Below are 26,650 nucleotides of genomic sequence, written 5' to 3'. Positions count from 1 at the left end.
TCAAACACAATCATTTTTATGTCCAAAGATCAGCACCATCCCTTTCCGTTATTTTGCGAGAACATTTTTCATACCTTGGACCGGATTCGTCAGAATTCCAATCCCCTCGATGGAAACCTCCAGGATATCGCCGGGCTTCACGGGTCCGACCCCGGCGGGCGTACCCGTGAGGATGACGTCCCCGGGAAGCAGGGTCATTATCGAAGATATGAAGGCGACGATCTCAGGTACTTTAAATATTAGATTTGCTGTGGTGGATTTTTGCTTTATTTCTCCGTTCTTTTTGAGCTGGATCGAGAGGTTGGCGGGGTCCAGCTCCGTTTCGATCCAGGGCCCGAGCGGGCAGAAGGTGTTGAAGGATTTACTGCGGGTCCACTGGCCATCCTTTTTTTGAAGGTCCCGGGCCGTGACATCGTTGGCGCAGGTATACCCGAAGACGTAATCAAAAGCCCGTTCTTTGGGAATTTCATAGGCCTCCCTTCCAATGATGATCGCCAGCTCCGCTTCGTAATCCACCCGGCGGGATACGGAAGGCAGAATTATCCTGTCCCCCGGCCCTACCACGCTGGAAGGCGGTTTCAGAAAAATGACGGGTTCTTTCGGAAGGTCTACGCCCATCTCGCGGGCGTGGTCGGCGTAATTCAAGCCAAGGCAGACGATTTTAGAAGGTTCGGCAGGGGCGAGAAGATTTACCTCCTCCAGCGGCAGGGGATCTCCTTCTTTAACCACCCGGTAATAGGGTGGAGCGGACAGTGACTGCATCCGCCCGTCTTCCAGCATACCCCACCGGACTTTGTCCATGTAAAAAAACCGGCAAAAACGCATTTTGTCCCCTCCTTGAAATTTTTAAAAAAACCCCGGCACTTTAAGGATGTAATAGAAGATGAGATGATCCAGACGTACGCCGGGAAGGCTTCTAAAAAGACCATGGACGTCTTTGGGATCTCGCTGACGATTTTGGGCTTAATCTTCCTGGGATATAAAAGGGTCCATCCGGAGTTGGAGATTGCCGGTTATACCCTGCTCTATTCCATTTGCTATATGCTGGTTCTTTATTCCTTCTTCTACTACTTCTATACGAGGAATCTGACGGGAGAAGACGGCGATGATAAAAAATAAAATAAAGGTTTTCAGGGCTATGCACGACATGACACAGGAGGAACTGGCGAAAAAGCTTGGAATTACGAGGCAAACGGTTATAGCTTTGGAAAAGGGCAAATATTACCCTTCCCTCGAACTGGCTTTTAAAATAGCGAGGGTATTCGGTGTTGGAATAGAGGACGTATTTATTTATGAAGAATGAGGATAATTTTTTTTCTCCAGACGAAAGAATATAAAATAAAGTTTAATCTTATTGAAATACCTGCCGAAAAGGCAGGTATTTAACACATTTTAAATCCATTCTCTTAACAACTTTTGATTTACATTGCTTATTACCGCATGGCTGACCAAAAGCCCTTCTTCCACGGCTCTGACTCCGTTTTCCACGGCGGTTTTTACAGCACTAACTTCGCCCAGAATAACAACTACACATTTTCCACCCATTCCTCTGGCCAACTTTATTTCCGCGACTACCACATTAGCACCCTTAGCTGCGGCATCCGCAGCCTTTATTGCCGAGGCTACACTGAAAGTTTCTATGAGTCCAAGGGATTGCTTTTCCATATTCACGTCCGCGGTGCCCCACAGGGCAGATATTAACGATTCATCGGGGTTGGGTATAAGCAGTTCGTCGATTACTCCTTCTTTAAAAGCGTCCTTTCCTGTCTTTAAGGCGCTTTTGACGGCACCTACCTCGCCGGTAATTAAAACGATGAATTTGCCGGGGCACACGCTGGTAGCGGTAATCAGTTCTACCGGAGCAGATTTCAACATACTGTCCGAAGCTACCAGTCCTCTGGTTATCTCGCAGAACTCCAACAGTCCCAGTGCTTTCATGTCGACCCTCCTCATTCTCTTCTGATTACGACCGATGTTTCGTCAATACTTGCGACAATCCCGTCAATACTGGCGTGGAGATTTACGCCGGGTTTTCCCTCCGGAGCCTTGGCTATTAATTCCCCGGCTTTGACTTCATCTTTTTCTTTCACCAGCGGGAGTAGCTTGAGGCCGGCGTACTGCCGTAGCATTAATTTCACTTCCTTGGCGTCAATCTTTATATCGGCGTAGTCTATTGGATGGGAATAATCGTACAGGCCTAGCCTTGCGATTAGCTTTTTTGTCGGGTACTTCCTGCTTTCCCTTTCGAACCTTTCCCTTTCTACATTCATCTTGGGAAACCTTATCTTCTTTTCTTGCAGAAGTCTTTTTAACTTCGAATTTATTCTCCTGGGGCTGAGACCCATGGAACATATAATTTCACACAGCCCGCATTCCGAACACAACAAAGAATTTTTGACCGTTTCCGGATCCGGTATGCCGTATGAGACCGTGCGCATTATCCTGTGAGGCTCCAGGCTGTGCCCAAGAAGATACCGCGGACACATATCGGTACAATTTCTGCACTGGCAGCAGGCGGCTCTGGCTCTATTCAGCATCACCTCTATCCTGGTCTTTCTGGAAATATAAGGCATGGTGCCCTCCGGAATTACCAAAAGGGCTGAAGTGGTCTTCGTTACTGCGTCGCCGGCATCTACTTCATTTCCCATCATGGGCCCACCGTCGACTAAAATATAATTTTTTACAGTAGGTCCTCCTGCGAGATCGAGAAGTTCGGCAAACCTCAAACCTATTGGAACTTTAACCACTAGGGGGTGCCTCACGGCACCGGCAACTGTCACGAATTTTTCGGTGACTGGCTTTTTGTCACAATAAGCTTTTTTAATGTTGTAAAGAGTTTCTACATTATGGACTACTGCTCCCACATCGGCTGGTATACCGCTCATGGGCATGGTCCTTTTCAGAACTTCTTTTATCATTACATGCTCATCGCCGGCCGGGTAAAAATCCCCTAGTTCGTGAATTACGATATTTTCATAGCCTCCAACTTTCCCTTCCAGGGCTTTTTTGCAGGCTTCGTATTTCTTTTTCATGGCAATTACCCCTTTTTTAGCCCCTGTAGCCTGCATTGCTATTTGCAGACCCTGCAGCACTTCATCTGGATGATGCTCTACCAACGCTTGGTTGGTAAACAGCAGGGGTTCACACTCGGCCATATTCGCTATGACGACTTCGCATTTTGCATTTAATTTTATATGGGCCGGGAACCCTGCTCCCCCGGCCCCTACTATTCCTGCATCCTTTACCGCTTCAATTATTTCTTTCGATACATCCATCGCCATCATTCCTCTTCATCTATATGATTCGGAAGGCATCGACCAGCACACACCTTCTCTGCCTTGTGAAGGTTCTGGCGGAAGTCAACCCTTCACCCGTAGGCCCGGCAATGGTAAAGGTCGCATATCCTTCCCCTCCGAAACCTATCCCCGCATATGAAGGTGCATTTTTCACGAAGATCGTGGTCTGTACTGCTCTTGCGAAATTCGTCATATTATCTATATTCTTAGAATGCATTATTGCTGTATGCCTGTTTCCACCTTCAGCCCTGACGGCCAGCTCTATCGCTTCCTGGATATTGGGAACCCTGACGAAAGGCAGTACCGGCATTAGCTGTTCGTGATGAACCAGTGGGTGCTCCGGATCCACGGGTACCACTACCAGCCTCACATCCTTACCGACTTCAATACCTATTTGCTCCAGGATAAACGACGCATCTTTACCAACCAGCTTTTTGTTTATTCTGTGATTTTCATCGAAAATAACATCCGTTATTTTTTCTACGTCCCTTCCCCTGAGTATATAAGCTCCTTCTCTGGCGAGCCTCTCCAGAAGCATATCGGCAATGGTCTCCACCGCTATGAGTTCCTTTTCGGCTATGCAGGGGAGGTTATTGTCAAAACTGGCACCGCAGAAAATATCATGGGCGGCCTTTATGATATCCGCAGTCTCATCGACAACAACGGGAGGATTACCCGCACCGGCCCCTATGGCCTTTTTGCCGGACCTTAAAGCCTCGTTCACCACCGCTTTGCCTCCGGTCACGCTGATGAGATTGACCTTGGGGTGAGCCATCAGGGCTTTTGCCGTCTCGATAGTCGGCTCGGCAACGGTATTGACAAGATGTCTTGGGCCTCCCGCTTTCATAATGGCCTCATTTATTATCTCCACAGCCTTATTGGAACTACGCTTGGCTGTGGGGTGCGGGTTGAATACCACAGCGTTTCCTGCCGCCAGCATGCTGATCGAGTTATTGATTACCGTAGCCACCGGATTCGTAACGGGAGTTATCGAGCCTATAACTCCTACGGGGGCCATCTCTACAAGAGTGAGCCCGTGATCCCCCGTCCAGCACGTTGGCCTGAGGTCTTCCGTTCCCGGAGTCTTTTTTGCCGCCAAAATATTTTTTACAATCTTATCCTCGACACGCCCTATCCCCGTCTCACTTACCGTCAGTTCTGCAAGATACCTGGCATTGTTCATGCACGCTTCCCTTATGGCCTGAATTATTTCCTCTCGCTTTTCCAGATCTAAAGCTGCAAATCTTTTTTGGGCCTTCGACGCCGCCTCAACCGCATCGTCCAGGTTGTCGAAGATTCCGAATTCTTCTTTGGATTCTCCTTTTGAAAATCCGGATTCGCATAATTTTAATTCATTTATAATTCTTTTTGCTATAGCCGCCACAACTTTTTCGTCGACCATTATATGTCACCTCCCAGAGTTGGTTATCGCCGAGAGGCCGGCTTTCGCTATATTTTCGTCCTCACCCACAGTCCCGCCGCTTACGCCGATGCCTCCGGCCAGCCTTTTACCGAAAAAGACGGGAATACCTCCACCAAAGGTGACTATCCTCCCGCCGCATGCAGTGTTAATTCCATACAATTCTCCATCAGGTCGGGCAAGTTGCGAGAGCCGGGATGTTTCCATTTTGAGCATTACGGCCGTAAAAGCCTTGTTTATAGCAAGCTCCACGCTTACGGGCAGGGCATTGTCCATCCTGTGGAAGGCTATCAAACCGCCGCCCGCATCCACAACTGCTATGCACACCGGCCTTCCTATTTCTTTTGCCTTCTTTTCGGCTTTTTCGATTATTTTAAGTGAATTCTCAAGATTCATACTCTCCGCCTTCTCGGGACCGCAAAACTCCCCGCCCGCTAGCCTGTTTTTTAATTCTTTCACGGACCTTTCGATTACCTCTTCCATTTCTTCGTAAAGAGATAGGATATAAAGAAAATCGGACAGCCTATTCAGGTATCTTAAAATTACTGGCCTTATTTTTTCTTCTACCGAAAGCTTAACAACCTGCCTTTCTGCCCTTCTTACCACAGTTCTTGCCATATGCAGCGATGACGAAGATGCGTAAGGCCCGGGCAGCACAAAGTCATTATTAAAGCTGATTTCCCTTGATATATAATCGATGGTTCTCTCCAGCCACATTATATCATCATCCGAAATGGTCTCCTGCAACATTTTCCCGGGTTCAGGACAGGCCAGTTCAGCCGCTAATTTAAAGAGTTCTCTTTCGACTTTGAAAAGCAAATCCTTTGTCCTCTGAGTACGAGCATTGCATCGCGCAAAGGCGATGAAGGCTACCGCTTCGTCTACGGTGCCGTAGGCTTCTACCCTGATGTTATATTTTTCTACCCTCCCGCCCCCCAGAAGACTTGTCTTCCCGCCATCTCCCGTTTTTGTATAAACTCTCATAAAATTCCCTCTTTCAGGTTCAATGCATTTCAATTTCATCGATTATGCCGATTATTGCCGCATCCACCGGGGCGTTTTTGTGCTCTATAACTTTAGAAGCAGTGCTTCCCGTCACCAGGAGGACCGTTTCGCCTATCCCCGCCCCCACCCTGTCCACAGCCACGATCAATTCCTCTTTTTCTGTAATCGACCAGCCGTCTCTGTCCTTTCTTTTAACTGGGTTTACAATCAAAAGTTTTTCTCCAACAAGGCCTTCATTCTTTTTAGTCGCTACTACGTTACCTACAACCCTGGCTATTAACAATTTTTCACCTCATTTCCTATAGACTTTAACATCATATTCTCTTATAAAGTCCATAGCGAGCGGGGTTAGGATTGCATTCTGCGGGATATATATCTCATCGCCTTTTCCACGGTAGGGCATTAAGTCCTGCGCTGTAACTATATTTTTCTCTATATACGCCCCGGATGAAGTTCCGCCCTGTATATCTTCGCGGGCTTTAGTTTTTGGCTGCCATAAGATCCCTTCAACCTTTTGCTTTAACTCATTTGAATCGCATAAAATGACGCCGTATTCCTCCACCCTTTTCAAAACGTCTTCGTAAGCCTTCCGGAGGCCGGTTCCCATCCAGATAAACCCGAGGTCCCGCCATGCTTCTGAACAGGGATATGCAGCGTCCTTTGCTGCTATCACCGGGATACCAAGCATCAAAGAATCGATAATTACTTCTGTCGTGAGGTTTTCTGAAAAAAGGTTTGCTATTTTGGATGCTGTATTTCTGCTTAACGCCGCCACGACTACCGCTTTAAAGGGTTTTAAAAACTTCCTGATACAAGCTATTTCTTCTCCATCGATTACTACCCTCTCCGGCTCAAGCTCCTTTATAATCGCATTTACATCGTGGATCTTTGACCCTTTCCGGCTAAAGAGCACGGTATAAGATATCTCCTGCTCTTTTTTCAGGGCAGCCAATTCCTTCAGCGATACATCGAAGTTTACCGTACCCCCCGTGACGACAACCAGGATTTTCGCAGAATAATATTTTTTTATAACTTCCATCACGATTTCCCTTATTTTTTCCTTCAGGTCTTCCAAAATCACCACTCCTTACGGACATGAAAGGGCAATACCAAGCGGAGTAACATAAAGCGGATATTGAGGAACGACCACCTCAATGCCGAGAACATTCGACATTACATCCTTGAGGCCGTACAGGGCGCTGGCACCGCCAACCAAATAAATTGTCCCTACATCAAAACCCTGTATATGCCTTTTTGTTATATCCGTAACTTTTTCCATTGTAGGCTTAAGTATGGGGAACAGTCTTTTCTGATTTTTTTCATCCAGCTTAATATTTTCGGCCTCATCAAAAGGCAAATTAAAATGTCCTGCTAAAACCAGGGTAAAATGAGTGCCGCCCGTCGGCTCGTCAGCGGTATATACCACTTTACCTTCTCTTAACACCGATATCCCCGTGGTACCGCCACCTATGTCCACTACCGCTCCGTTGGTTATCCCTAGGACCTTGGCTGCGGCGGATGGTTCGTCAACGATGTTTCTGACTTCCAAACCGCTGGCTTCGACGACGTACATTGTTGCTTTCGAGTCCGCCATTCCGGTTCCCGGAGGAACCGCACATGCTGCATCTACAAGTTCCTCCCCCAATTCATCACAAAGCTCCTGTATCATTTTGGTAAGTATGTCTCTCGCCCCTACGAAATCCACTACGAGGCCATCCCTTACCACTTGAGCCTTCTTTAATTTTCCCGCCACCGGCTCACCATCTTCATCCACAACCGCCACCACTACATTGGCGGTCCCCAAATCCACTCCTACCCTGTACCTGGCAGCCCTTTTCAGGGGCCTTGAATTCACGCATGATGCAAATTTTTCGCAGAGTTTTTCACCAGTCAGGTTCATAAAAATATCTCCTTCCGTCCCCTCACCCGCCGGGCGGAATCATTATAGAATCAAAAAACCTTTGTCCCCGCTCCTGACTCCGGCTGCATTGGCTTCGTCGGTATCTATATGCATCTCGAGGACGAAATGGTCGGAAACTCTTGCCAGCACTTTGTCAAAGACAACTTTTCTTTCGCCCTCCACCAAAACTTTTAAAAAACTCCTGTCTTTAATCCCGTATTTTTCAGCAAACCGGGTGGGCATATGTATATGCCTCATGGCTGCAATAACTCCCTCTTCAATCCTTATACCGCCTACGGGCCCTACGAGGATACACCCCGAAGAGCCTTCATGATTTCCCGAATCTCTCACAACAGGATCTATTCCCAAAACAAAACCATCAGTTTTTGAAATTTCCACCTGGGTTTTCTTTCTAATAGGACCCAAAACCCTCACATTTTGGATAATCCCCTTGGGGCCTACCAAAATGACCGTCTCTTTGGAGGCAAATTCCCCAGGTTGCATCAGTTCCCTCAGGGGAGTCAATTTATAATTTTTCCCAAACAGCATTTCCAGATGTTCTTTTGAAAGGTGCACGTGCCTTGCGGACACATTGATAATAACTTCTGGAAATTTGTTGATGCTGTATAATTTTTCCTTAACTTTTTGCACTATATCCTGCAGGTCCAAATTATCAAGCACATCATTCACCTCATCGGCAAGAGTTTAGCCGGAATTTTATCTTTTTTTATAGTGAATGCAGTAGCTGCGGGGTTCTCCTTTCTTTCTGGGGCAAACGGGATCTTTGCATATATTGCAGCTTGGTTCTTTGGAGTCTGCAATATCCTCCCGGGATTCCTGCTCTTTATACCCAGCCGTCTCTTCCGGCTCCCCATCCTCTTCCTTTTTTCCTTTGTAATCCTTTTCTTCTTTTTCTCCGAACAATGGCCTGATCTGATCCGCGGGCCTAGGAATGACGTGGACGGCGTAGACTCGCCCCACTCTCTCGGCCGCTGCTTTAGCAGCATCCACAGCAGCTTTTACCGCCGCCACATCCCCGGTGAATTTAACTGTAGTCAATCCACCCCCTCTGGCCAGTTCGTAGCCGATAAGTTTCACATCGGCTGCCTTTGAACCTGCATCTGCTGCCTCTATAGCGGCTACGAGCCCTACGGTTTCCACCAAGCCCAAAGCTCCGTCTTTTTTCAAGCTCTCCCCTCCCTCCTCGATTAAAAGCTCAAAGGTATATTTTTAGCGAGCCGCGCTGCATTCGCCCCCAACCGCCTGTAGTCGTCTGCTTCCGCCAATTTCCCGTGGATTTTCATTATAGGCATGTTGTAGGGCATTTTGGTATGCTGCAGAAGGCAGGTTCCGTCCTTGCCGAGAAAAATGCCTATTCCTATTCTGGACTCCCTGGAAGCTTTTTGGGCCATAAACTCCGGCTCATCCCCGGTTGCTATCGTTACTTCAAAGGGAACTCCTTCTTCCTCTAGCCCTTCACATATCCGGTTTAAGCAGGCATTGCCGGCGTTTTCGTCTTCGCAGTAAATAACCACCGTAGGCTTTATCTCCTCGTACACTCTCATGGCGTCCCTTCCCACCCCGAAAGCACCAATCCGGTCGCCACCGCATTGCGCGGTCCCTCACTGCCTCTGATCTCGCCTCTGCCGGCAACAATCCCGTAACCGGCCAGGGCTTCCGAAATCATCTCAGGGATCTCGAAGTCCAGTGCGGAACCTCCTACCATTATTACAAAATCTATCAACCTGAGGTTACCCGAAGGTGCCACTTTTGAAAGAGCCCGCACCGCATTCGACACAAATACCTTTTGTTTTGCTTTTCTCCTCACTTCCCTTACTTTCTCCAGCTGCAGATCCGGCGGAAGCGGGACCAGTTTTCCTTCCTTCAACAGGCATACCCTCGCAAAAGTCTCCGGGTCCAGGGGCTTTTCGAAAAATCTAACGGTGCCGTCTTCCATCCTTATGGAAAATAAGCTCTCCACCTTCGCCACCGGGTAGCGCTTGATGTCCTCAGCCAATTGTTTATCGGAAATGCCCAATTCCGCGGCTATTATCATATTCACCATTTCCCCGGCTCCTGCCATATGGATACTGACCACTTCCCTTTTCCTGTTCATGAAAGCTGCATCGGTAGACCCACCGCCTAGATCCAGAACGGCTACGGGGACATCGGTTCCGGGTGTAGTCAAGGCCCCCAATATGGCCATATTGGCCTCGACACCTGCTATTTCTACCGGAATATTTAATTCTCTCTCCACCTTTTCGGCGATTTTCTCCATGGGCAGTTTTGAGCTTTTTACCATAGCTGCTACGGCCACCGCATCCTCGGTGAAAAACTCATCGGCTATTCCGCCTGTCACCCTTTGAGGCACCAGAATATCCACGGCCAGTATGTCCTGAATTTTGATTTCCCTTATATCCTGGTAGGTGACCTGCCCCATCACTTCTTTAACTCTGGCAATAAGCCCTCCTACATTGGTGGATGGGGTACCTTCCACATCGATCAAAGGCCAGACCTGCTCCAAAGCCTGCATAACTTTATCGGCACCTTCTTCCAGGTCGACCACTTGGGTGCCGTTTTTCCCCTTCAGCTTAATCTGGCCCGCAGGGATTTTCCTCTCCTTTACGTCGCCCCGAGGCGTTTTTATGACTACGGCCGAGCGGTTCCCTATCAGAGCTCTGGCGATAGGGATTATATTTTTCGTCTCTTCAGGTGTTAAGTTAAACACTGAGGCTATTCCGTAAGGGTTCGAGAGGGTTTTGATAGTAAACCCGGGTTCGGCTACCTCAATGCAGGCCGGCATATTCAAAGGCACCTTTTCGATGAGCGACACCTCATCGACGATGGGAATTTTCTTTATTAACCTATTGGATATTAATACTCCATCGTCCTTTTGAACAATAGCACCCTTAACATCGACCCCTCTTGAAAGGGCTTCGTTTATCTTTTTCGCAGCATCCTCGAAATCAACATTTTTCGGGATTACCAGGATCACCTTTTCACCGGGTTTTCTGGAGTTGATATCGAATATGGGGGTAGTAATACCTACCCCCACCCCAATTCCCCCCGGTGTCGACGGATTATGCCCAATCATCGTGGATTCGGTAATTACAGTTTCCGTGATGGCTTCCATAGCGACATCGGATATCACTGGTGTAGCTTCATTCAACCGCAGTAGTTTTACTTCTTTCATATCTATTCTGGCCCTTTCAACGGCTCTCTCCAGGGCAAGTCTGATTCCCAGTACGTTGTCTTCCGTGCCTTTAATCCCGGTAGTCTTTGCAATGCCGCTTGCTATAAATTCCGGCCTGTTGTTTACTATCCTCGCTAGGGCTATTTCCGTAGTGCTGTTGCCAATGTCGACACCTGCGATAATCATGGCACTGCCTCCATTACTTATCTTATTGCGATATTATTCCATTCCCTTTAATCTTCTCCTGCGCTCGTATACTTCAGCCGCTTCCCTCACAAAAGCTGCGCACGTGGGTGCATTATATTTATTCTGCAAATCATCGGCGATAGCCAGAAGCTCTTCTTTCGTCGACCTGTAAGGTCTCAGGGCATTGTATATCTCCAGTATCCTTTCATCGGGCACCCTGGAAAGTTCCGCAGCCCTCCTCAAATTATTGGCGAACTGTTTTCTCCCGACCTTTTCCGCAATCTCAGCCTGCATCAGCAGGGTCTCGGATGATATTCTAAAATCCTCCGCCTTAATATTCCCTTTAAGAGCTTCCTCCAACGTTATGCTGCTGAAATTTTTCCCCGTGGCCGATTTCAATAGTTCCGGCCTCTTTTTAGACAGCGGAAAGTCGCGTTTGGGATCCAGGCCTTCATCCCTTTTTGTTTCCGCCTTCGCTTGCTTTTTATGGCCGCCCAGCTCTTCCAGAACCTGCCGGACAATTTCCTCTAGCGCTTTTTCGTCTATCATCAATTGGCACCTCCTTTGCTAAAGGAAACTTTCATCTCTACGGGCTTCAAACCGGGCTTTACATACTGCGTCTCAAAATTATGCATAACAGCCGCTTTGGCCTGAAACTTAGGCCTGGCCATCTGGTCGTTCATCACCGGGACCGGCGTAGGGGACTCGCCTTTGGCGTACAGGGCTGCATTTTTCCCTATTGTCCTGTATGTTTCAAGGGTTAAAACAGGGCACTGCGGGAACAGCTCCAGGTTATTTAAAGGCTGCAAGTCCTTGTGATGTATTACGGCGGTTCCCCTCGACTGCAACCCTATGCCTACACCCGAACCGGAAAGTTTTGCTGCAGTATGGCCGATGAAGGCCACATCGGCGGTGTGTCTGACGCGGATCACCCTCGCATTCAGCCCCTCTTCGGCAATACCCGCCATTATTTCTCTCAATATGTCCCCCAGAGGAATTCCGGTGATATTTTCATAAAATTTAACTCCAAAGGCTGGAGAAATGCCGATTACTACTTCTTCTTCCCTGGTCCCCGGCTTTGCTTCTCCTATTTCTTCCAAAAGGAGTTCCCGGCCCGCGGGCTTATTAACCGCATGGTCCTTCGCAACCGTTTCCTTTTCTCCGGCCAACCTTTTCAAAACTTCTTTCACTACTTCCTCGACGACCATTTCCGTATTTATCATAAATTTACACCCTCCTTTCCCGGTCTTATTTATTTGAAGTCTTCCGGTTTTAACGCCTGCGGAATATTCTTTATTTCTTCCAATCTTTCCGCCGACAGCCTATAACCTGTACCGGGACCCATATAGTCATTGGGGTTATTGACGGCGGAATCGATGTTGAAATCTTTGTCAAGCACTGCGGAAGTATGCAAGTAATCGCCGGCTATCCTCTGTTTCAGCATGTTAAATATATTTTCAGCCACGTCTTTAAAACCGCTTTCGGCAAGAGCTTTTACAATGTCCAGGCCGTGAATTCCTCTGTTCATAATTTCTGTTGCAGCCTTTAAATCTTCGTTTACGTCCCTTAAAGGCATATCTTTTGATCCGTGAGCATACGTTGCAGCTTCAACTTCCTCGTCGGTTATGGGCGGCAGCCCCAGTTTCTTGAACACAGCCTGCAAAGCCCTGGCCGCTTTATTCCTAACCGCGATGACTTCCTCTTCGGTGACCGGCTTCAGACCGCCATCCACCATCAAATCCCTCTGGAGGGCAAGATAATCGTCCACATCCTCGATATCAAAATTGGAACCAGCAAACATATTGTCATAGTTGGGAACGGAGCTGTAACCGGAGAAAATAAGGTCTGTACCCGGTAACATCAGGAGCAGAGTCCTGGCCGTGCGTCTTATATCAGAATGCGAGAAGGTCTGATCGCTGCCCGAAGCTACTTCCAGATCGAGCATCGTAGTTATCAGGTTTTCGCCTGCCACTATTCTTATGCCTGAAGGCACAGCTCCCGGGACACCTATACAGCTTATAGAGCCGTTCTGCAAGCCCTGCACCCCGGCTCCCTTCGAAATCATGACGCAGCGAGTTTCCAGATACAGCATCGATTTGCCTTCTGCGTAACCCATCTGAACTTCGGACCCCGAACCCGACGTAAACCTCATCTTCAAACCTCTCGAGGCATAGGCGGAAGCTAGAAAAGCCTTAGACCACGGCGTGTCGTCTCCGTCTACAAAAACCTGTTCCGTGCCATATACGGAAATGGTCTCGGCATAGGACGTAAATCCCCTCATGCCGATGGTGAGTTCGAAGGCCTCTTCGAGAGCGCACTGGGTCAGCACGCCACCCCGCCCGGTTTGAGAGCCTACGAGAAGTGCCAGCGCGTTGAAAGGCGCATACCTGGTGATGCCCACAGTGGTCTCTTCCTCATCAAAACCTCTCAGCGCCGCTTCCGCGGCATCAGCCGCTAACAATACAGGGTTGTCTCTCAGGTTTGTCACATGGCACTGGTTGCCCGGCCTTTTCCTAGCTCGCATCTTTTGAATTGCCATCATTATCTCTACCACGTTGAGCATGTTAACAACTTCCACGATCTTGGCTGGCGTTAGGCCGCTGGTTATTTTTATTACTTCTTCTCTGGGAACATTTATATCCACCAGCATCCTGGCTATTTCCACACTATCCATTTTCATTGCCTTTTCAGCCATTTCGACATCTATGGCGTAGTCCGCTATAAACTGTTCTATCATGTCGAAATCTTCTCTCTTTTTGCCATCCATCTCGACGATTTTGCCGTTTTCTATCTTAATGCTGGGCTTTGGGTCATTGGGACTTTCAACAGCTACCAGTCCAACTTCCGGCCATTCGGCGACAAAACCGTCTTTATTTACCGGCCTCTCGGCCAACACCTGGAAGCGCTTAGACTTCATTTTCCGTTTCCCCCCTCTCCCGGATTAGATGTACGGCGTACCCAGCGACTTCGGCTCTTCGCCCAACGTGGCCAGCAGTTTTTTGCCGATTTCGCGGGCTGCTATCAAAGCCTGCCTTACAGCCCCTGACTCGCCGGAGAGAAATAGAATGGCCTCATTGGTAAAACTGGTGCCCTTGGCCGGGCTAGCATATCCGACTATATCAACTTCCGCTGCCTTTACGGCCGTATCGCAGCACACCACACCAATGGCCGCCGGCGCTCCGACTATAAGGCCGAAGGCCTTGCCCAGGGGAGCTCCGAAAGCCTTTTCAATGGCATAACTTGCTCTGGCGGTATATTGAAATTCCAGGTGCCCTGCATCATTCACATAAACGTCGCCGAAGGTTCTGGGCAATTCTTTTAAAGCCACTTCCACTGCTCTACGAGCGTCGGACACCTCTTCGGCGCCGAAAATAATCAGCGAACCGTGTCCGGCCCCGCCTTTAGTGTCTCTGGCCAGTTCAACAGCCACTATCTCGGTATTCGTGGCCTTTACAGCTTCATCAGCGGCCATTATTTGCGGCCCCGCTCCCGTCCTGCCTCCCAAAATGCCTATAGAGCGGAACCTCTTATCTAACCCCGTTTTCTCCAGCAGCTTGGAATCGATGTTTGCAATAACAAGGCCTATGGTGTCGCCGATAGCCGTGCCCACAAATTCCGTAACGCCCGGATTTGTTACGGCGGGGCATACCGGCTTTTTCTCTTCCGAGTCCACCTTACCGATTATCTCTTTCACCAGCTTTTTTATCGTCAATTCATCCACTTTATGCCACCTCCTTACGCGGCACTATTTTATTACTCTGATTTCGGAAGGATTTTTTCCACATCGCTGTGAGGCCGCGGAATGACATGGACCGAAACAACCTCTCCCACTTTTCTGGCCGCGGCTGCACCCGCATCGGTAGCCGCCTTGGTCGCACCCACATCGCCCCGGACCATGACGGTTACCAGACCGGATCCTATTTTTTCATACCCCACAAGCTTGACATTTGCAGCCTTCACCATAGCATCTGCCGCCTCTATGGCGGGGATCAAACCTCTGGTCTCTACCATGCCTAGCGCTTCTCCGTTCATTGAATAAACACCTCCGAAATTTAAATTTCTATAGAACATCTTTTCTGCAATTCCGTCATTATCCCTCTGGATTAAATCGACCTGGATACTGCATTTTTTTGAGAGCCGGTAATCCTTTTAAAAAACTCAGTACAAAAAAATCCAGACACCCAAGTCATATTTTTTCAGAGGAATTTAAACCCGAATCCCAAAAATAAAGAATATTTGAATTGAATCTGCCCTACCGATTGATGAATAATTCTACGGGAGGTGGTACAAACATTCTAGAACACAAACTTTGTATTTTCGGGGAGGTAAGAAAATGAGTTTAAGGCGAATTCTCGCGGGTATGTGTACCGGTGCCTTTGTAGGCTTCGGAGTATTTACCATATGGCCCTCATGCCTGGCCCGGTGGAACTGGCTGGCGGCTGGCTCGCGGCTGGAATCATAATAACGACGGGCTGGCTGGTAAATCACTATGCCGGCAGTATACCCAACAAGGGCGGCGGCGCCTGGGTGGATATGGCCCTATCGGTATGGCTTTCGGCCCTGCTCGGCGGGACCGTGGTGCTCGACCCGGTAAAGGGCCTCGTCAGGATAGCTTACGGTATCTTCCACGGTGCTAACTTGGCGGTGCACTGATGACCATATTCCTGCAGCTCGCCGGAGCGACGCTGGCCGGTTATCTCCTATACGCTGCGAGAGGAATGATGTGTAATGTGGACATGGCAGCACGTGCTGACCACTATTTTCGGGGATATTATTTTCCCGCTGGTTATCGGCCTGGTATGGGGCAAATTGGCCGATGAATACAAGAGCTTCGGAGGAGTCCTGGCCGGCTTTTTCATAGTTGGTACCATATGGCTTTTGAACCACGGCATCGGGCTGATGTAAGAACCCCAGATGAGCGGAGGTTTACCCTAGCGGATCTGATGGAAGGTAAGAAGATAGACTGGGAGCCGGTCCTTAGCGGTCTACTGGGCGGGGTGCTCGGAGGATTTTTCCTCTTCGCAATGGTTTAAGCAGTAAACATCCCAAATAAGAAAAAACGAACAGCCCTGTTATATGCTGGGCTGTTCGTTTTGTGTCATCCCTAAGCTCAACCTATATTCAGTGGGGCTAACCCCTACCACTTTTTTAAATACTTTGCTGAAATAATTCGGGTCCTGATAGCCGATCTTTTTGGCCACATCGGCTATCGTGAGAGCAGGATTTGACAGGTATTTCCTGGCAGCTTCGATTCTGACCCGTGTGAGGTATTCCGCATAAGTACACCCCACTTCTTTCTTAAATAAGCGACTGAAATATTCCGAATTTAAATATACCATCTTTGTTATATCTTTTAGCTTTAAATCTTTGTCATAGTTTTCATTGACATACTTGACCACCAGATTGACAATGCCATTTTTTTCTTTAAATTATTATTCAGAACAAACACGTCGCTCAAATAATTCCTGCAGCATTCGGTAAGAGCGTATAAGGATTGAGCTTTTGATAATTTTTTTAAATAATTGAAATAAAGGTGAGAATTGTTATTATCGACCCATCCCAGTTGTCTTACACTCCTCCAAATCAGTAGCATTATTTCTGCAATCCGGGTCTGACAGAAAAGCAGCGAACCTCTGCTTTTTATGACCAGATTTTTTATTATTTTCTGGAATAATTTTGAAGCCTCCTGGTAATTAGCCATCATGACATAGTCCAGCAACTGGTTTTCCATTTCATCGTCCGCCTTTTCCGTAGACTTCATTAAATCATCCATTTCCTGCTTATTAACTATTTTCCCTCCGAAGAAGAACCTCCCCAGGCGGGCATTGGCTTTTGTCTCTTCATAAATAGTTTTGTTGATAATATCTGGAGCTTCACCGATGCTTATCGTGACGCAAACGTCGGTATTTTCTTCAACCTTTTTTTGTATTGTCGAAGCCAACACCTGCGGGTCTATTTTCTCTTTCTGTATGCCGATTACCAGACTTTCCCCCAAATTCAGTAAAAATACTTCGTTCATATCGCCGATCAGTTCTTCCGTAATTTTAAATACTTTATACCTTTCATATACCGCGCCGGTATGCAATTCATCGATATTGGGCTCAACTATCAAAAGGGCATTGGGGAGGAATGTGATATCCAATAATTGGGCCTGCTTCAGCAATATATCCCTTTCCTCATTTTTCTCAGCTTCTCCCATGACAAGACTGGCAAGGATGCCGGCTTTTATCATTTTTTCCGCTTTTTTGATGGCCTTCTTCAGCTCTTCCTCCTGTTTTTTGCTCATCATTTCTTTTTCGAATAGATTCAACAACTTATTTAAAACTGCTATGAATTCTTCGGGCCTTATCGGTTTTAATAAATAGTCTATGCTTCCAAGCCTCAACGCCTCTTTGGCGAATTCAAAATCGTCGTAGGCTGTCGTTATTATCACCTTAACATGAGGCAATACATCCTTTATCTCCGCGGTGGCCGCCAATCCATCTTTCCCCGGCATTTTTATATCCATAAAAATTACATCGGGTTTTAATTCTCTTGCCTTTTCCACCGCTTCATACCCATTTCTGGCTTCTCCCACAGCGTGGAAGGGGAGCCCCGACTTTTGAATTATCAGGGAGATCACTTCTCTTTCCAGCGCTTCATCGTCGCATACTAAAACCTTATAACTCATAACTGGATCCCCCTGTTGACCATTCTCGGGATTTTTAACGTTACCTTCGTCCCGATTCCAACTTTGCTTTCTATTTTTAAGCCGTAATTCTCCCCAAAATATTTTTTTATCCTCAAATCCACATTATGAATCCCCAGTCCCGTAGTGTGGCCTTCCAGCGCGATCTTCTGCTTATTAATGTTATTAATATTATTTAAAACTTCCTCTTGAATACCTACACCATCATCTATGATATCGATAAAAACGCATGAATCCTTTTCATATCCAACCACCTTTACCTGCCCCCCTTCTTTCTTTTTTTCCAATCCGTGTACAATTGCGTTTTCTACGAGGGGTTGCAGGCTTAACACCGGAATAAGATATTTTTCCAACTTTTTCGGAAATTCAATTTCAGCCCTGATATGGTCCTTATATCTGAACTGCTGAATATAAAGGTAATATCCTATACACGAGATTTCTTCTTTTAAAGGTACCAATTGGTCTAAATTTTTAAGTGAATACCGTAAAAGATTAGCCAGAGAATAAATTATCTCTGCGGTCTTTTCGGCGTTTTCAAAATAGGCAAGCCTTGCCGCTGTATTTAAAGTGTTAAAAAGAAAATGAGGATTTACCTGGGACTGAAGGGCCTTTAATTCCAACGTTTTAATGGCATTTTCGTATTCCGAACGCCTCTTTGTTTCTTCCAGAAGTCGCTTTTGATAAAGTGAATTTACCCCAAGCTCGATGATATAGTTTGAAATTATGTGGAGCATCTCTCCGGTGGTATAAATATGTTTTTTAGGAACCGTCTCTATTTCGAGAAAGGTCTTCACATAAAGGTTCGGGTCTAGGCCGAAGTCTATAGCTCTCTTCTTTGCCCTTTCTATTTTTTCTTCGTCGGGCGGCTTTAAAAACACCTGGCCGCACAGTATATAGCCGAGGCAATGGCCTTCTACGACCAGAGGCGCTGCCAGGTCTACAATTTCACAATGACACAGGGATGTGGCCGGGCCCCCTTTTTTTAAAGACAACCTGCCGAGTTTCGCATCGGAGTTGTAACAGTATTTTCTTCCTTTTTCGGTGCTTCTTACCAGATTGCAGTGGTTTGTAAATTTACTCGGTTCTGTGATATTTACACCACTTTTGTCTGCAATAATTGCAGCAAGACCAGTAGCTTCCGAAAATTTTTTTAATATTTCCTCGAGTTTTGCCTTATCGATAACGTCCTTGAGCCTGTATCTGGTCAAGGTGTACACCTCTTTTACTTGGTATATATTATAAATTTTAAATTTAGGTACTTATTCTATAATTTTTTTAAAATTCCTGCTTGACTTTTTTATGAGAGCAACATCGGCTTTTCTACGGCCCACTAATGAGGCTGAAAATGACAGTATAGAAACAAAAAGACATTCAAACACAAAAAAAGACCTCACCACCAAAAAACAAAGAAGTGTGAGGTCTAATGCTAAATATTCGACACATAGGAGACGCAGTTTAGGAGGCGCAGTTCTTCTTTTCGTCAGCATAGAAAGCACGGACCTATTGAGAAAGTAATTTTTTCAAAATATAAGCGACTTGATAGTATTCAATACAAAAGCCTTTTCCTTTTAAAATATTAGAAATTTTTCTTGGTCCTAATCCTTTTTCCCTTAAGCGCAAGATTATTTTATTAATCAGTTCTTCTTGGTTTTCGACATTGTCCGAAATTATATCAGCCAGTCCCTTTTCCTCGCATTTACACGTGTCTTCAGATTCCAAGAAATCAAACGGTATATTGTCTATATCAATCAATGAATGTATTTCCGAATTTTTTTCTATTTCACTTATAATAGGCAAAGCGGCATCAATACTGGCGTTTACTATATCTCTAAATTGCCTTATGTTTCTCGGGTAATAAGCGTTCAACAAAACATCTTTTGCCGCGTTCGAAAAATTAACCTTCAGTTTTATCTTATACCTATCCTGGGCTTTCTTTTCGTAATTTTCCTTAAAATATTTTAATAACTGTTCTTTTTCTAATAATGGCCTTTCCCTCAATGGGGACAATTTAATTTCATACTGTGCTAATCTCTGATAAAGCTCAGGTAACAATACATTTTTTAAATTCTTTGTCGAAGCGGCTACGATAATTACATCTATATCTATCTCTTTCCGCCCGCCTATTCTCCTGACCTTTCCGGTTTCCAATACTTTCAGCAACATTGTCTGGTAATGTTCCAGCGCGTGTGCTTCATCCAAGAAGAACATTCCGCCATTTGCTAACTCAAGCAATCCTTTCTTCTCTACAGCTCCTGTAAAAGCTCCTTTTTCTGAACCGAAAATTTCTATTGCAGCAATATCGGGATTTGTAAACTGGGCGCAATTGACCTCTATGAAAGGCGCCTCCTGGCTTAAAACTCCTATCTTTTTTGCAAAATAATACATGGCTTTCGCAAACATTGTTTTACCTGTGCCCGATTCACCTACTATTATGGAATGCCTCGGCCCTCCCGGTGACCCTATAGCCCGCTGGGCTTTCAAAACGGCCTCCTTCAAACTCCCTTCTTTACCTATAATTGCATCAAATGCGTCGTCCACTTTACTCAAACAGAGCTCCATTTCCAGCGATTCAAGTTTTTGGCTTAACTCTTCTATTTCGGTGACATCTCGAAAGGTAGCCACACCGCCTCTAAATTTATCATTAATTATCAACGGCACAGCATTGACAATATATTTCCTACCATCATCATGTTCTATTCTTATATCTAAAAGAGGCTGTTTAGTTTTTAGCACTTCAAATAGAGCAGCTCTCGGGTAAAATTTACTTATGTGCTCCCCTAACATACGTTCCACGGTAGAACGTGCATAGTAGGCAGAAGCCTTATTAACAAAAAGCAATATTCCTTTTTCATCAACGACATTAACACCTTCGCGCAAATTTTCAAGTATTGTATAAAGCATAATTAGCTCTTCCTCTTTGCTGAACTTGGTTCTTATCACCCCTCTTAACCTCCCTAATTTAAGATACATAATTCTACCCTATTGCCTCTAATGGCGGCACCACATCCTACCCCCTGCACACCGCTGCCATCTGAAATAATTATAGCATTGGCTATAGAATGCGTCAGTATTTTTATCGCTATTTGAATTACCGTTTCTATATCATTTCTCCCTTTAGCTTTAGCAATATTTAAGATATTTGCAGCTTTTCCAGGAGGACTTTCAATTACAACACCAGGACCTCCGGGATATGCCACAAGGCTCAGGTTGTTTCCGATACTCTCGATTAAACCACATGCCGAAGAAATGCTTTTTCTTGGATTTCCTATTATTCCCCCCGCAGGCTCCTTTACACCCGGAACAAAAATAGACACCCCCAAAGCCAAAATATATTCGGGGGTTTTAGAACACACATATTGCGCCAGTTTATAGTCGAGTTCAAACCCATCCTTTACGCCTTCTGCTTGAAACCCTTTAATTATATCATTCATCGTTTTCTTAGCCATCGGCTCAAAGCTTTGCGGGCAGATACCCGCAACTATGACAGGGAATCCTTCCAAAGTCCTGGATTTGAATATAAAACTTGAAAGTTTCAACTTCCTCCTCCCGCTAAATATATTTTTTTTAACGCCCTGGCGGCCTCATTTACAAGAATTTCCGGATCCTCAACCCCATCATTAATACATTCAATCAAAGCTCTAGCCGTTTCGATCGCTTCCTCGTAAGGGCCCGGAACATTAGCTATAATGCATCCACCTTTTTCTCCGCATACCAATTTGGACCATAAATGTCCGTTGGAACCGATCAATTCTCTGTACACAACTTTTGGCAATGTCCTCATTAGGGCACTGTGGGTAAAATCCCTCGCTAAAGTGGAGACATATCTGTGACCTCCGCCGGTGCCGCCAATTAAAATAATTAAATCAGGCTTTTCCAGCAACGCTCTTTCTACACTTTTGATAATATATTCTTCAGCATCTATTACAGGCTTTTCACGCTTCACTTCACAGCCCGGGAATTTCTCAATTATGATGCTCATTATTGCGGGACTGTTAGTATCAACAACCGTGCCGTTTAATATCTCATCCCCCGTCGGGATTATTATGGCTTTGTTTATCAAGCTTCAGCCACCTCTCTCTTGCGCAGCCGTTATACTCGCCTCTGGGAATTTCCTCTATGGAGACCTCAACAGCTTTTTCCGCCGAAGCAATTCTCATGACATCGCTTGCCGTTATGCCGGATACCGTTGAAACAGCTTTGACAATTCCCTCTTCATTTTTGTATATTGCTTCTGGAGCTAGACCATATACATCCATTTCGACGGAATCCGCGGTAACACCTATCACCCTAACCGGCCTACCGATCAAATTCTTCAGGGTTAGTTCAAGCTCGAAGGGCTTCAAACCTTTCACCTTAACCCCGGTTATTTTTACCATCGTTTTATCTACGTAGACGATCACGTGACTGTTTCCCAAAAACCTTTCACCTCTGTTTGATCTAAACATATAATTTTAACTTGGTCACTATCTCTTCAGAATCAACCAAAACCGGATCTTCTACCCCGGGAATTATATCGTCTGCTCTCTCCATAATTTCTTCTTCACTCATCGGCTCATCAGCGACCTTAAATCGCCCAATATCAATTCCGACGCTTTTCAGCTCCACTCTGGCCTTTTCGGTAATATTATCAACCGCAACGGGAGAACCGTAAGCTTTTGCCACAGCCAGGACCGCGGGGGAACATCCCAGATGCAATCCAGGTATCATCCCCGCTTTCAGGGCCTGCAAGATATACTTTGCAAGCACCTTTTTCGGAGCGACAATACACGGAATATTTGCTTTTAGTGTTTTCGCATACTCTCCCGAACCATGAGCGGTATCTCCTGCTTTAAACTGCCGGCTCGGGAAAACCCTACCAAACTTTTCCGCCACAGTCATTCCTATGCCTACAGATATGACTTCACCGGTCAGGCCAAAAACTACAGCCTCATCCCTCATAATCTGCAGCTGGCCTAGTATAGGCAGTAATATTTCCTCCATGGTAACCGCGTTCATCATCTCGGTAGCAGAATTATTGTTTACAGCCCTTCCCGTCATCACGACATTGTGTACAGGTATTAACTTTTTAGCGGGGTTCGGACCTCGAAAGAACTTCCTGCCTTTGTAATATGTTTCCCATTGTAAAAGGTGCGGTTCTTCCTTTATTAAATCCGGAGTAACCGGCATTTCTTCCATATAAAGCAGGCCGAACTCTTTATGAACGGTCCCTATATCCCCTGCGGCCATAGCTACAATAGCTCCCTCAACCATTACACCATCACTGGTAGTGGTTACAGCTTCCATATCGAATACGTTTATCCCAACAGGGCCCCCTACCGCCTTTGCTACGGCAATCACAGCTTCTTCTATAGTTTTGCCGGCAGCTTCTATGTCTTTTTTATCTAAAAAAGCTATGTTTATAGGAACACCGTATTTAGGCCCCTTCCCCTGCTCTATATATCTCACTAACAGCTCTCCCATATTAACACCTCCAGGATTAATGTTTACCTATCGGCGGCCTTCTGTCATCAATATCATTAATACCGGCAAGTTCTACTTCCTCGGTTGGATGAATGATATTTATAACTTCCAGGATGGCCTTCTTGGCATTCCCATTTTTGTCAATACCCTTAATGATCACCGTATGCATGGTTTCCGGAACTCTTGGCATTATTACTACTTCAACTTTGTCTATATCCCTGTCCCGGGCGACTTCCTGCACAGCCAATTCAATCCTGCCGGTTCTCAAAGATTGCATTTTCGCCGATTTTAAGTTTTCGATACCTTTTATCTCCAATCCCTTACTGGGCGATTGTCTCACAACCGCCGACTGCATTTTGAGTTTGAACTCGGGTAAACTGGTATGCATCAACCTCAAGATTATCGCCTCCCATTATGCCCAAGATAATTTTAAGCAGTTTTCTTCATCAAAAGTAAGCTCTACATCCTCTTCCAGTATTTCAACAGCAGATTTGTCTCGTATTGCATTAACAGCCGGTTTTGTCATGTAAAGCTCATCGAGATGTAACGTATTTTTAACTATAGCAAGTTTAACTTCTTCCACAGAAACATTCCCAATAGTCTTCAACGCCGTCAAAATTGCTTCCCGATCATCCGAAATAACAACCGGAATTTTGCCCCTCTCCAAATAGGTTGTAGGAATCGTATTTGCATAAGTCACATTAAAATCTATCTTTTCATAGAGCCGGCGGGTAGTTATATCAGCCAAACCTATGCCCAGGGCGTTTCCGTACGATTTTTCATCCAGGTCAAGCACGACAATTTTATTAATCTTCGGAACCTCCGGTTCCCTTTCTCCAAAAACCCTTATTCGCCCGATCACTTTTGTATCCATCCCCGTGCCGCTGTAAATTTTGCCCATATTTTGAACTATGAGAACGTCCAACCCGTCGACCGGAAGTTTCGGTACGAGGCTTTTTGCTTCCTTTAAAAGCAGTTTTTCTTCTCTCTCAAAATCCACGGGAAGCAGGGCTTTTAACTTATAAGTCTCGTCTTTAGAGTTTTCCAAAATGGCGAGCCCGAAGAGAATCGGAGCTTTTTTCAAAGCCAAGTTCGCCGCCTCGGGTATGGTATCCGCAAGGCCGCCGGCATGCATTGCCGAGCAACCCTTGTCCTTGCCCAGGCCAACAGCTATCATTTTTAAAAGGCCGCTTTCTATTTCACCGCTGAAGTCCGTATGCGGCTTTACCCTGTTCACGACAACTATTCCATCGGAGTTGTACGCTATTTTATCCATATAAACCTTAACGCCCTTTGATGTTTCGCCGAGCTCCACCACATCCATGCTGGAGAGAATGGGTACACCTATGAACTCTTCCGTAATCCCAAGTTTTTCGAGGACCTTCACCTGGCCCACTGCCGTCGCACCCCCATGGCTTCCCATGGAAGGCACTATAAATGGGTGAGCACCCAATGATCTGAGATATTCGCAGACAGTCCGGAGTATTTTCTGTATATTGGCAATCCCTCTGCTGCCTGCCGTCACCGCTATTCTCATGCCGGGTTTTACCATGTCCTGTGCCCGAATTTCCGTAAACTGCCTGTGTATTTCTTCCTCAATGTTTTCTATTTTATCGGTATTGAACTTCTGCCTTATTTTACATACTTTAGGAAAGTTCAAGAATATCACCTTCTCTATTTATTGCCCATCAACATTCGGGGCAGAAACATTGATATGTCAGGAATATACGTTATCAGCACCAGCGCCACAACCATAGCCAGAATAAATGGCACTACTGCTTTTGATATGCGCTCTAGGGTCAATTTGCCGATTCCGCACGCCACGAATAAATTTACGCCCAAAGGGGGAGTAACCATACCGATTGCGAGGTTTACCACCATTATTATGCCGAATAATATGGGGTCCACTCCGATTTTGATCATTAGAGGAATAAATATCGGCGCAAGGATTATAATAGCGGCATTCGTTTCCATAAAACATCCCACGATCAGGAGCAGAATATTTACAAGCAAAAGTATCACATACGGATTGCTGGAAAAATTGATAAAGCCTTGAGCTATTGCTTCCGGAATGCGCTGGCTTGTCATTATCCAGCCGAACACCTGGGCGGTCGCTATTATGAACATTACTACCGATGTGCTTACGGCCGTGTTTATAAAGATTCTCGGCAGGTCTTTTATTTTAAGCTCCCTGTATATAAAAAAGCCCACTATAAATCCGTACACCACTGCTACCGCAGCCGCCTCGGTCGGGGTAAATATGCCGCCGTATATACCGCCTAGAATGATGACCGGCATCAGAAGCGCCCAAAAGGCATCCTTTATGGCTTTAAGTAAATCAATAAATGAAGAACGTTTCTCACTGCCCCGGTATCCTCTTTTTTTAGATATAACGTACGCTACAATTATGAGTGAAAGACCAACTACTATCCCGGAACCGAAACCGCCAAGAAAAATTGAACCAATGGAAACTCCTCCAACGACGCCGTATGTTACCATTGGGATGCTCGGAGGAATGATAACGCCTATTGCACCCGCAGCAGCCATTACGGCAGCGGCAAACCCGAGGTCATATCCTGCATCTACCATTGCCGGAATTAGAATTGAACCAATCGCCGCCACGGTGGCCGGACCCGAACCCGAAATTGCAGCAAAAAACATGCAGGTAACTATACCGACGAGTGCTAGCCCCCCAGGTAAACCCCCTACGATTTTATTTGCGAGATTTATAAGCCTTCGAGAAATACCCCCGGTTTCCATAAGGGCGCCAGCCATCATAAAAAACGGTATTGCCATCAGAGGAAATGAATCCGTTGCAGTAAACATTCTCTGGGCAACAACCATCAGGGGGATCTCGGTGTATGTCGCCAGTGCCACAATCGAAGAAAGTCCCAGCACCACAGCTATAGGGAGTCCTAAAATAGCAAGAACCGCAAAACTCCCAAAAAGTATCCCCGTCATCTCCTAGTTTGCCTCCTTTGTCGAATGTCTCGAAATTTTTACCATTGTCTGTAGAAATCTAATAGCCATTAATATCATCCCGGTCGGGATCGCCGCATAGGCCCACCACATAGGTATCCGCATGGCCGGCGAGACCTGGTTGTTGATTATCTGTTTTTGTATAATACTTAAACTTTCCTTAAAAACTATGAGGCAGAAAAGTACACTTAAGATGATTGCAAAATGCTGAACAAACTTTTTCAATTTTGCCGGCAAAATCATGGTGAACGCTTCGACTCCTATATGCGCTCCTCTTTTCACTCCTATGCTGGCCCCCAGAAAGGATGCCCAAACCAGGATATACCGGGAGATCTCTTCCGACCATGGAAGGGAAGCCTTCAACACAAACCTGCATATTACCTGCCAGAAGACCACAACGGTCATTACAAAGAGCAGGATAACCACCAGATACTCTTCTATGTTATTGAAAATTTTGCTCACTCTTTTCATATTATAAAACCTCCATCATATTAACTGGAAGGCAGGCATTCACCTGCCTTCC

33 protein-coding genes are annotated in these 26,650 nt (G+C 46.0%); 4 read left to right on the top strand and 29 right to left on the bottom strand.

The features are described from left to right. Positions 1-48: 48 nt before the first annotated feature. Entirely contained in the window at positions 49-825 is a 777-nt protein-coding gene (locus tag LZ11_RS05840; RefSeq protein ID WP_148866966.1) for a fumarylacetoacetate hydrolase family protein, read from the bottom strand. A gap of 12 nt (positions 826-837) precedes the next feature. On the opposite strand from LZ11_RS05840, the gene LZ11_RS05835 reads away from it, so the two are divergent. Together LZ11_RS05835 and LZ11_RS05830 are read left to right on the top strand one after the other, a co-directional pair. Then, positions 838-1,119, top strand: a complete 282-nt coding sequence (locus tag LZ11_RS05835; protein ID WP_281282713.1) for a DUF2178 domain-containing protein — start codon at positions 838-840, stop codon at positions 1,117-1,119. After that, positions 1,106-1,303, top strand: a complete 198-nt coding sequence (locus LZ11_RS05830) for a helix-turn-helix transcriptional regulator (RefSeq protein WP_148866964.1) — start codon at positions 1,106-1,108, stop codon at positions 1,301-1,303. Before LZ11_RS05835 ends, LZ11_RS05830 begins: the two co-directional genes overlap by 14 nt. 89 nt (positions 1,304-1,392) lie before the next feature. On the opposite strand, the gene LZ11_RS05825 is transcribed toward LZ11_RS05830, so the two are convergent. Genes LZ11_RS05825 through eutM form a run of 16 tightly spaced genes read right to left on the bottom strand, consistent with a single transcriptional unit; the run spans position 1,393 to position 15,032 of the window. After that, entirely contained in the window at positions 1,393-1,938 is a 546-nt protein-coding gene (locus LZ11_RS05825; protein WP_148866963.1) for a BMC domain-containing protein, read from the bottom strand. An 11-nt stretch (positions 1,939-1,949) separates the two neighbouring features. Beyond that, positions 1,950-3,275 carry a 4Fe-4S dicluster domain-containing protein gene (locus LZ11_RS05820; protein WP_170240307.1) on the bottom strand — a complete coding sequence of 442 codons (1,326 nt, stop codon included), beginning with the start codon at positions 3,273-3,275 and terminating at the stop codon, positions 1,950-1,952. 19 nt (positions 3,276-3,294) lie between these two features. After that, on the bottom strand, positions 3,295-4,698 hold the full coding sequence (locus LZ11_RS05815) for an aldehyde dehydrogenase family protein (RefSeq protein WP_148866961.1): 1,404 nt from the start codon (positions 4,696-4,698) through the stop codon (positions 3,295-3,297). Between the two features lie 6 nt (positions 4,699-4,704). Next, positions 4,705-5,700 carry a cob(I)yrinic acid a,c-diamide adenosyltransferase gene (locus LZ11_RS05810; protein ID WP_148866960.1) on the bottom strand — a complete coding sequence of 332 codons (996 nt, stop codon included), beginning with the start codon at positions 5,698-5,700 and terminating at the stop codon, positions 4,705-4,707. A gap of 19 nt (positions 5,701-5,719) precedes the next feature. After that, complete coding sequence (locus LZ11_RS05805) at positions 5,720-6,004, bottom strand: EutN/CcmL family microcompartment protein (RefSeq protein WP_148866959.1); 285 nt, start codon at positions 6,002-6,004, stop codon at positions 5,720-5,722. 9 nt (positions 6,005-6,013) lie between these two features. Beyond that, positions 6,014-6,796, bottom strand: a complete 783-nt coding sequence (locus tag LZ11_RS05800; protein ID WP_148866958.1) for a flavoprotein — start codon at positions 6,794-6,796, stop codon at positions 6,014-6,016. Between the two features lie 12 nt (positions 6,797-6,808). Beyond that, the gene (gene eutJ / locus LZ11_RS05795) at positions 6,809-7,621 is read right to left on the bottom strand and encodes an ethanolamine utilization protein EutJ (protein ID WP_148866957.1); all 813 of its coding nucleotides are present in this window, start codon (positions 7,619-7,621) and stop codon (positions 6,809-6,811) included. 42 nt (positions 7,622-7,663) lie between these two features. Beyond that, entirely contained in the window at positions 7,664-8,302 is a 639-nt protein-coding gene (locus tag LZ11_RS05790; RefSeq protein ID WP_148866956.1) for a phosphate propanoyltransferase, read from the bottom strand. A gap of 36 nt (positions 8,303-8,338) precedes the next feature. Further along, positions 8,339-8,809: a BMC domain-containing protein gene (locus LZ11_RS13010; protein ID WP_148866955.1), complete on the bottom strand. Its 471-nt coding sequence runs from the start codon at positions 8,807-8,809 to the stop codon at positions 8,339-8,341. A gap of 20 nt (positions 8,810-8,829) precedes the next feature. Then, a complete protein-coding gene (locus tag LZ11_RS05780) occupies positions 8,830-9,186 on the bottom strand; it encodes a glycerol dehydratase reactivase beta/small subunit family protein (RefSeq protein WP_148866954.1) in 357 nt (118 codons plus the stop codon). Then, a complete protein-coding gene (locus LZ11_RS05775; protein ID WP_148866953.1) occupies positions 9,183-11,000 on the bottom strand; it encodes a diol dehydratase reactivase subunit alpha in 1,818 nt (605 codons plus the stop codon). The genes LZ11_RS05780 and LZ11_RS05775 overlap by 4 nt, the downstream gene beginning before the upstream one ends. 33 nt (positions 11,001-11,033) lie before the next feature. Beyond that, the gene (locus LZ11_RS05770) at positions 11,034-11,549 is read right to left on the bottom strand and encodes a diol dehydratase small subunit (protein WP_148866952.1); all 516 of its coding nucleotides are present in this window, start codon (positions 11,547-11,549) and stop codon (positions 11,034-11,036) included. Beyond that, entirely contained in the window at positions 11,549-12,223 is a 675-nt protein-coding gene (locus LZ11_RS05765) for a propanediol/glycerol family dehydratase medium subunit (RefSeq protein ID WP_148866951.1), read from the bottom strand. Before LZ11_RS05765 ends, LZ11_RS05770 begins: the two co-directional genes overlap by 1 nt. A 29-nt stretch (positions 12,224-12,252) precedes the next feature. Continuing rightward, positions 12,253-13,917, bottom strand: coding sequence for a propanediol/glycerol family dehydratase large subunit (locus tag LZ11_RS05760; protein WP_148866950.1), 1,665 nt, complete (start codon positions 13,915-13,917; stop codon positions 12,253-12,255). A gap of 24 nt (positions 13,918-13,941) precedes the next feature. Then, positions 13,942-14,721: a propanediol utilization microcompartment protein PduB gene (pduB, locus tag LZ11_RS05755; RefSeq protein WP_281282711.1), complete on the bottom strand. Its 780-nt coding sequence runs from the start codon at positions 14,719-14,721 to the stop codon at positions 13,942-13,944. Positions 14,722-14,753: 32 nt separating this feature from the next. After that, positions 14,754-15,032 (bottom strand): ethanolamine utilization microcompartment protein EutM, encoded by a 279-nt coding sequence (gene eutM, locus LZ11_RS05750; RefSeq protein WP_148866949.1) that lies wholly within the window; start codon positions 15,030-15,032, stop codon positions 14,754-14,756. Between the two features lie 369 nt (positions 15,033-15,401). Here eutM and LZ11_RS05745 point away from each other — a divergent pair, with 369 nt between their 5' ends. Further along, on the top strand, positions 15,402-15,653 hold the full coding sequence (locus LZ11_RS05745) for a Lin0368 family putative glycerol transporter subunit (RefSeq protein ID WP_222927199.1): 252 nt from the start codon (positions 15,402-15,404) through the stop codon (positions 15,651-15,653). Between the two features lie 75 nt (positions 15,654-15,728). Then, positions 15,729-15,905: a Lin0368 family putative glycerol transporter subunit gene (locus LZ11_RS12515; RefSeq protein ID WP_222927198.1), complete on the top strand. Its 177-nt coding sequence runs from the start codon at positions 15,729-15,731 to the stop codon at positions 15,903-15,905. Between the two features lie 167 nt (positions 15,906-16,072). Here the strand turns inward: LZ11_RS12515 and LZ11_RS05735 are convergent, their stop codons facing one another. The 12 genes from LZ11_RS05735 to LZ11_RS05680 form a co-directional block, all read right to left on the bottom strand. Continuing rightward, positions 16,073-16,399 (bottom strand): helix-turn-helix domain-containing protein, encoded by a 327-nt coding sequence (locus LZ11_RS05735; protein WP_148866948.1) that lies wholly within the window; start codon positions 16,397-16,399, stop codon positions 16,073-16,075. After that, positions 16,360-17,670: a response regulator gene (locus LZ11_RS05730; protein ID WP_148866947.1), complete on the bottom strand. Its 1,311-nt coding sequence runs from the start codon at positions 17,668-17,670 to the stop codon at positions 16,360-16,362. Before LZ11_RS05730 ends, LZ11_RS05735 begins: the two co-directional genes overlap by 40 nt. After that, positions 17,667-18,896, bottom strand: a complete 1,230-nt coding sequence (locus LZ11_RS05725) for a sensor histidine kinase (protein WP_148866946.1) — start codon at positions 18,894-18,896, stop codon at positions 17,667-17,669. Before LZ11_RS05725 ends, LZ11_RS05730 begins: the two co-directional genes overlap by 4 nt. Before the next feature lie 292 nt (positions 18,897-19,188). Continuing rightward, positions 19,189-20,628 carry a sigma 54-interacting transcriptional regulator gene (locus LZ11_RS05720; RefSeq protein ID WP_246110722.1) on the bottom strand — a complete coding sequence of 480 codons (1,440 nt, stop codon included), beginning with the start codon at positions 20,626-20,628 and terminating at the stop codon, positions 19,189-19,191. Between the two features lie 14 nt (positions 20,629-20,642). Further along, the gene (locus LZ11_RS05715) at positions 20,643-21,224 is read right to left on the bottom strand and encodes a hypothetical protein (RefSeq protein ID WP_148866944.1); all 582 of its coding nucleotides are present in this window, start codon (positions 21,222-21,224) and stop codon (positions 20,643-20,645) included. Further along, positions 21,221-21,748, bottom strand: coding sequence for a molybdopterin-binding protein (locus tag LZ11_RS05710; RefSeq protein WP_148866943.1), 528 nt, complete (start codon positions 21,746-21,748; stop codon positions 21,221-21,223). Before LZ11_RS05710 ends, LZ11_RS05715 begins: the two co-directional genes overlap by 4 nt. Then, positions 21,711-22,103: a hypothetical protein gene (locus tag LZ11_RS05705; protein ID WP_148866942.1), complete on the bottom strand. Its 393-nt coding sequence runs from the start codon at positions 22,101-22,103 to the stop codon at positions 21,711-21,713. Before LZ11_RS05705 ends, LZ11_RS05710 begins: the two co-directional genes overlap by 38 nt. 22 nt (positions 22,104-22,125) lie before the next feature. Next, on the bottom strand, positions 22,126-23,148 hold the full coding sequence (locus tag LZ11_RS05700; protein WP_148866941.1) for a hypothetical protein: 1,023 nt from the start codon (positions 23,146-23,148) through the stop codon (positions 22,126-22,128). Positions 23,149-23,164: 16 nt separating this feature from the next. Beyond that, entirely contained in the window at positions 23,165-23,536 is a 372-nt protein-coding gene (locus LZ11_RS05695) for a hypothetical protein (protein ID WP_246110727.1), read from the bottom strand. 24 nt (positions 23,537-23,560) lie between these two features. After that, positions 23,561-24,808: a nickel pincer cofactor-dependent isomerase, group 22 gene (locus LZ11_RS05690; RefSeq protein ID WP_148866939.1), complete on the bottom strand. Its 1,248-nt coding sequence runs from the start codon at positions 24,806-24,808 to the stop codon at positions 23,561-23,563. Positions 24,809-24,822: 14 nt separating this feature from the next. After that, positions 24,823-26,109, bottom strand: a complete 1,287-nt coding sequence (locus LZ11_RS05685; RefSeq protein WP_148866938.1) for a TRAP transporter large permease — start codon at positions 26,107-26,109, stop codon at positions 24,823-24,825. Between the two features lie 3 nt (positions 26,110-26,112). After that, positions 26,113-26,598 (bottom strand): TRAP transporter small permease, encoded by a 486-nt coding sequence (locus LZ11_RS05680; protein ID WP_148866937.1) that lies wholly within the window; start codon positions 26,596-26,598, stop codon positions 26,113-26,115. Positions 26,599-26,650: the final 52 nt, after the last annotated feature.

Source organism: Thermosediminibacter litoriperuensis, from assembly GCF_008124715.1.
GTDB classification, from domain to species: domain Bacteria; phylum Bacillota; class Thermosediminibacteria; order Thermosediminibacterales; family Thermosediminibacteraceae; genus Thermosediminibacter; species Thermosediminibacter litoriperuensis.
Note: the sequence above shows the minus strand (reverse complement) of the source record. Positions and strands in the feature narration are given on the sequence as shown.

Excerpts from the sequence above, each read along its gene's own strand:
- LZ11_RS05840 (WP_148866966.1), bottom strand. The coding sequence starts at position 825 with ATGCGTTTTTGCCGGTTTTTTTACATGGACAAAGTCCGGTGGGGTATG.
- LZ11_RS05830 (WP_148866964.1), top strand. The coding sequence starts at position 1,106 with ATGATAAAAAATAAAATAAAGGTTTTCAGGGCTATGCACGACATGACA.
- LZ11_RS05825 (WP_148866963.1), bottom strand. The coding sequence starts at position 1,938 with ATGAAAGCACTGGGACTGTTGGAGTTCTGCGAGATAACCAGAGGACTG.
- LZ11_RS05820 (WP_170240307.1), bottom strand. The coding sequence starts at position 3,275 with ATGGATGTATCGAAAGAAATAATTGAAGCGGTAAAGGATGCAGGAATA.
- LZ11_RS05815 (WP_148866961.1), bottom strand. The coding sequence starts at position 4,698 with ATGGTCGACGAAAAAGTTGTGGCGGCTATAGCAAAAAGAATTATAAAT.
- LZ11_RS05810 (WP_148866960.1), bottom strand. The coding sequence starts at position 5,700 with ATGAGAGTTTATACAAAAACGGGAGATGGCGGGAAGACAAGTCTTCTG.
- eutJ (WP_148866957.1), bottom strand. The coding sequence starts at position 7,621 with ATGAACCTGACTGGTGAAAAACTCTGCGAAAAATTTGCATCATGCGTG.
- LZ11_RS05780 (WP_148866954.1), bottom strand. The coding sequence starts at position 9,186 with ATGAGAGTGTACGAGGAGATAAAGCCTACGGTGGTTATTTACTGCGAA.
- LZ11_RS05775 (WP_148866953.1), bottom strand. The coding sequence starts at position 11,000 with ATGATTATCGCAGGTGTCGACATTGGCAACAGCACTACGGAAATAGCC.
- LZ11_RS05770 (WP_148866952.1), bottom strand. The coding sequence starts at position 11,549 with ATGATAGACGAAAAAGCGCTAGAGGAAATTGTCCGGCAGGTTCTGGAA.
- LZ11_RS05765 (WP_148866951.1), bottom strand. The coding sequence starts at position 12,223 with ATGATAAATACGGAAATGGTCGTCGAGGAAGTAGTGAAAGAAGTTTTG.
- LZ11_RS05760 (WP_148866950.1), bottom strand. The coding sequence starts at position 13,917 with ATGAAGTCTAAGCGCTTCCAGGTGTTGGCCGAGAGGCCGGTAAATAAA.
- eutM (WP_148866949.1), bottom strand. The coding sequence starts at position 15,032 with ATGAACGGAGAAGCGCTAGGCATGGTAGAGACCAGAGGTTTGATCCCC.
- LZ11_RS05745 (WP_222927199.1), top strand. The coding sequence starts at position 15,402 with ATGGCCCTCATGCCTGGCCCGGTGGAACTGGCTGGCGGCTGGCTCGCG.
- LZ11_RS12515 (WP_222927198.1), top strand. The coding sequence starts at position 15,729 with ATGTGGACATGGCAGCACGTGCTGACCACTATTTTCGGGGATATTATT.
- LZ11_RS05730 (WP_148866947.1), bottom strand. The coding sequence starts at position 17,670 with ATGAGTTATAAGGTTTTAGTATGCGACGATGAAGCGCTGGAAAGAGAA.
- LZ11_RS05700 (WP_148866941.1), bottom strand. The coding sequence starts at position 23,148 with ATGGGAGAGCTGTTAGTGAGATATATAGAGCAGGGGAAGGGGCCTAAA.
- LZ11_RS05695 (WP_246110727.1), bottom strand. The coding sequence starts at position 23,536 with ATGCATACCAGTTTACCCGAGTTCAAACTCAAAATGCAGTCGGCGGTT.
- LZ11_RS05685 (WP_148866938.1), bottom strand. The coding sequence starts at position 26,109 with ATGACGGGGATACTTTTTGGGAGTTTTGCGGTTCTTGCTATTTTAGGA.
- LZ11_RS05680 (WP_148866937.1), bottom strand. The coding sequence starts at position 26,598 with ATGAAAAGAGTGAGCAAAATTTTCAATAACATAGAAGAGTATCTGGTG.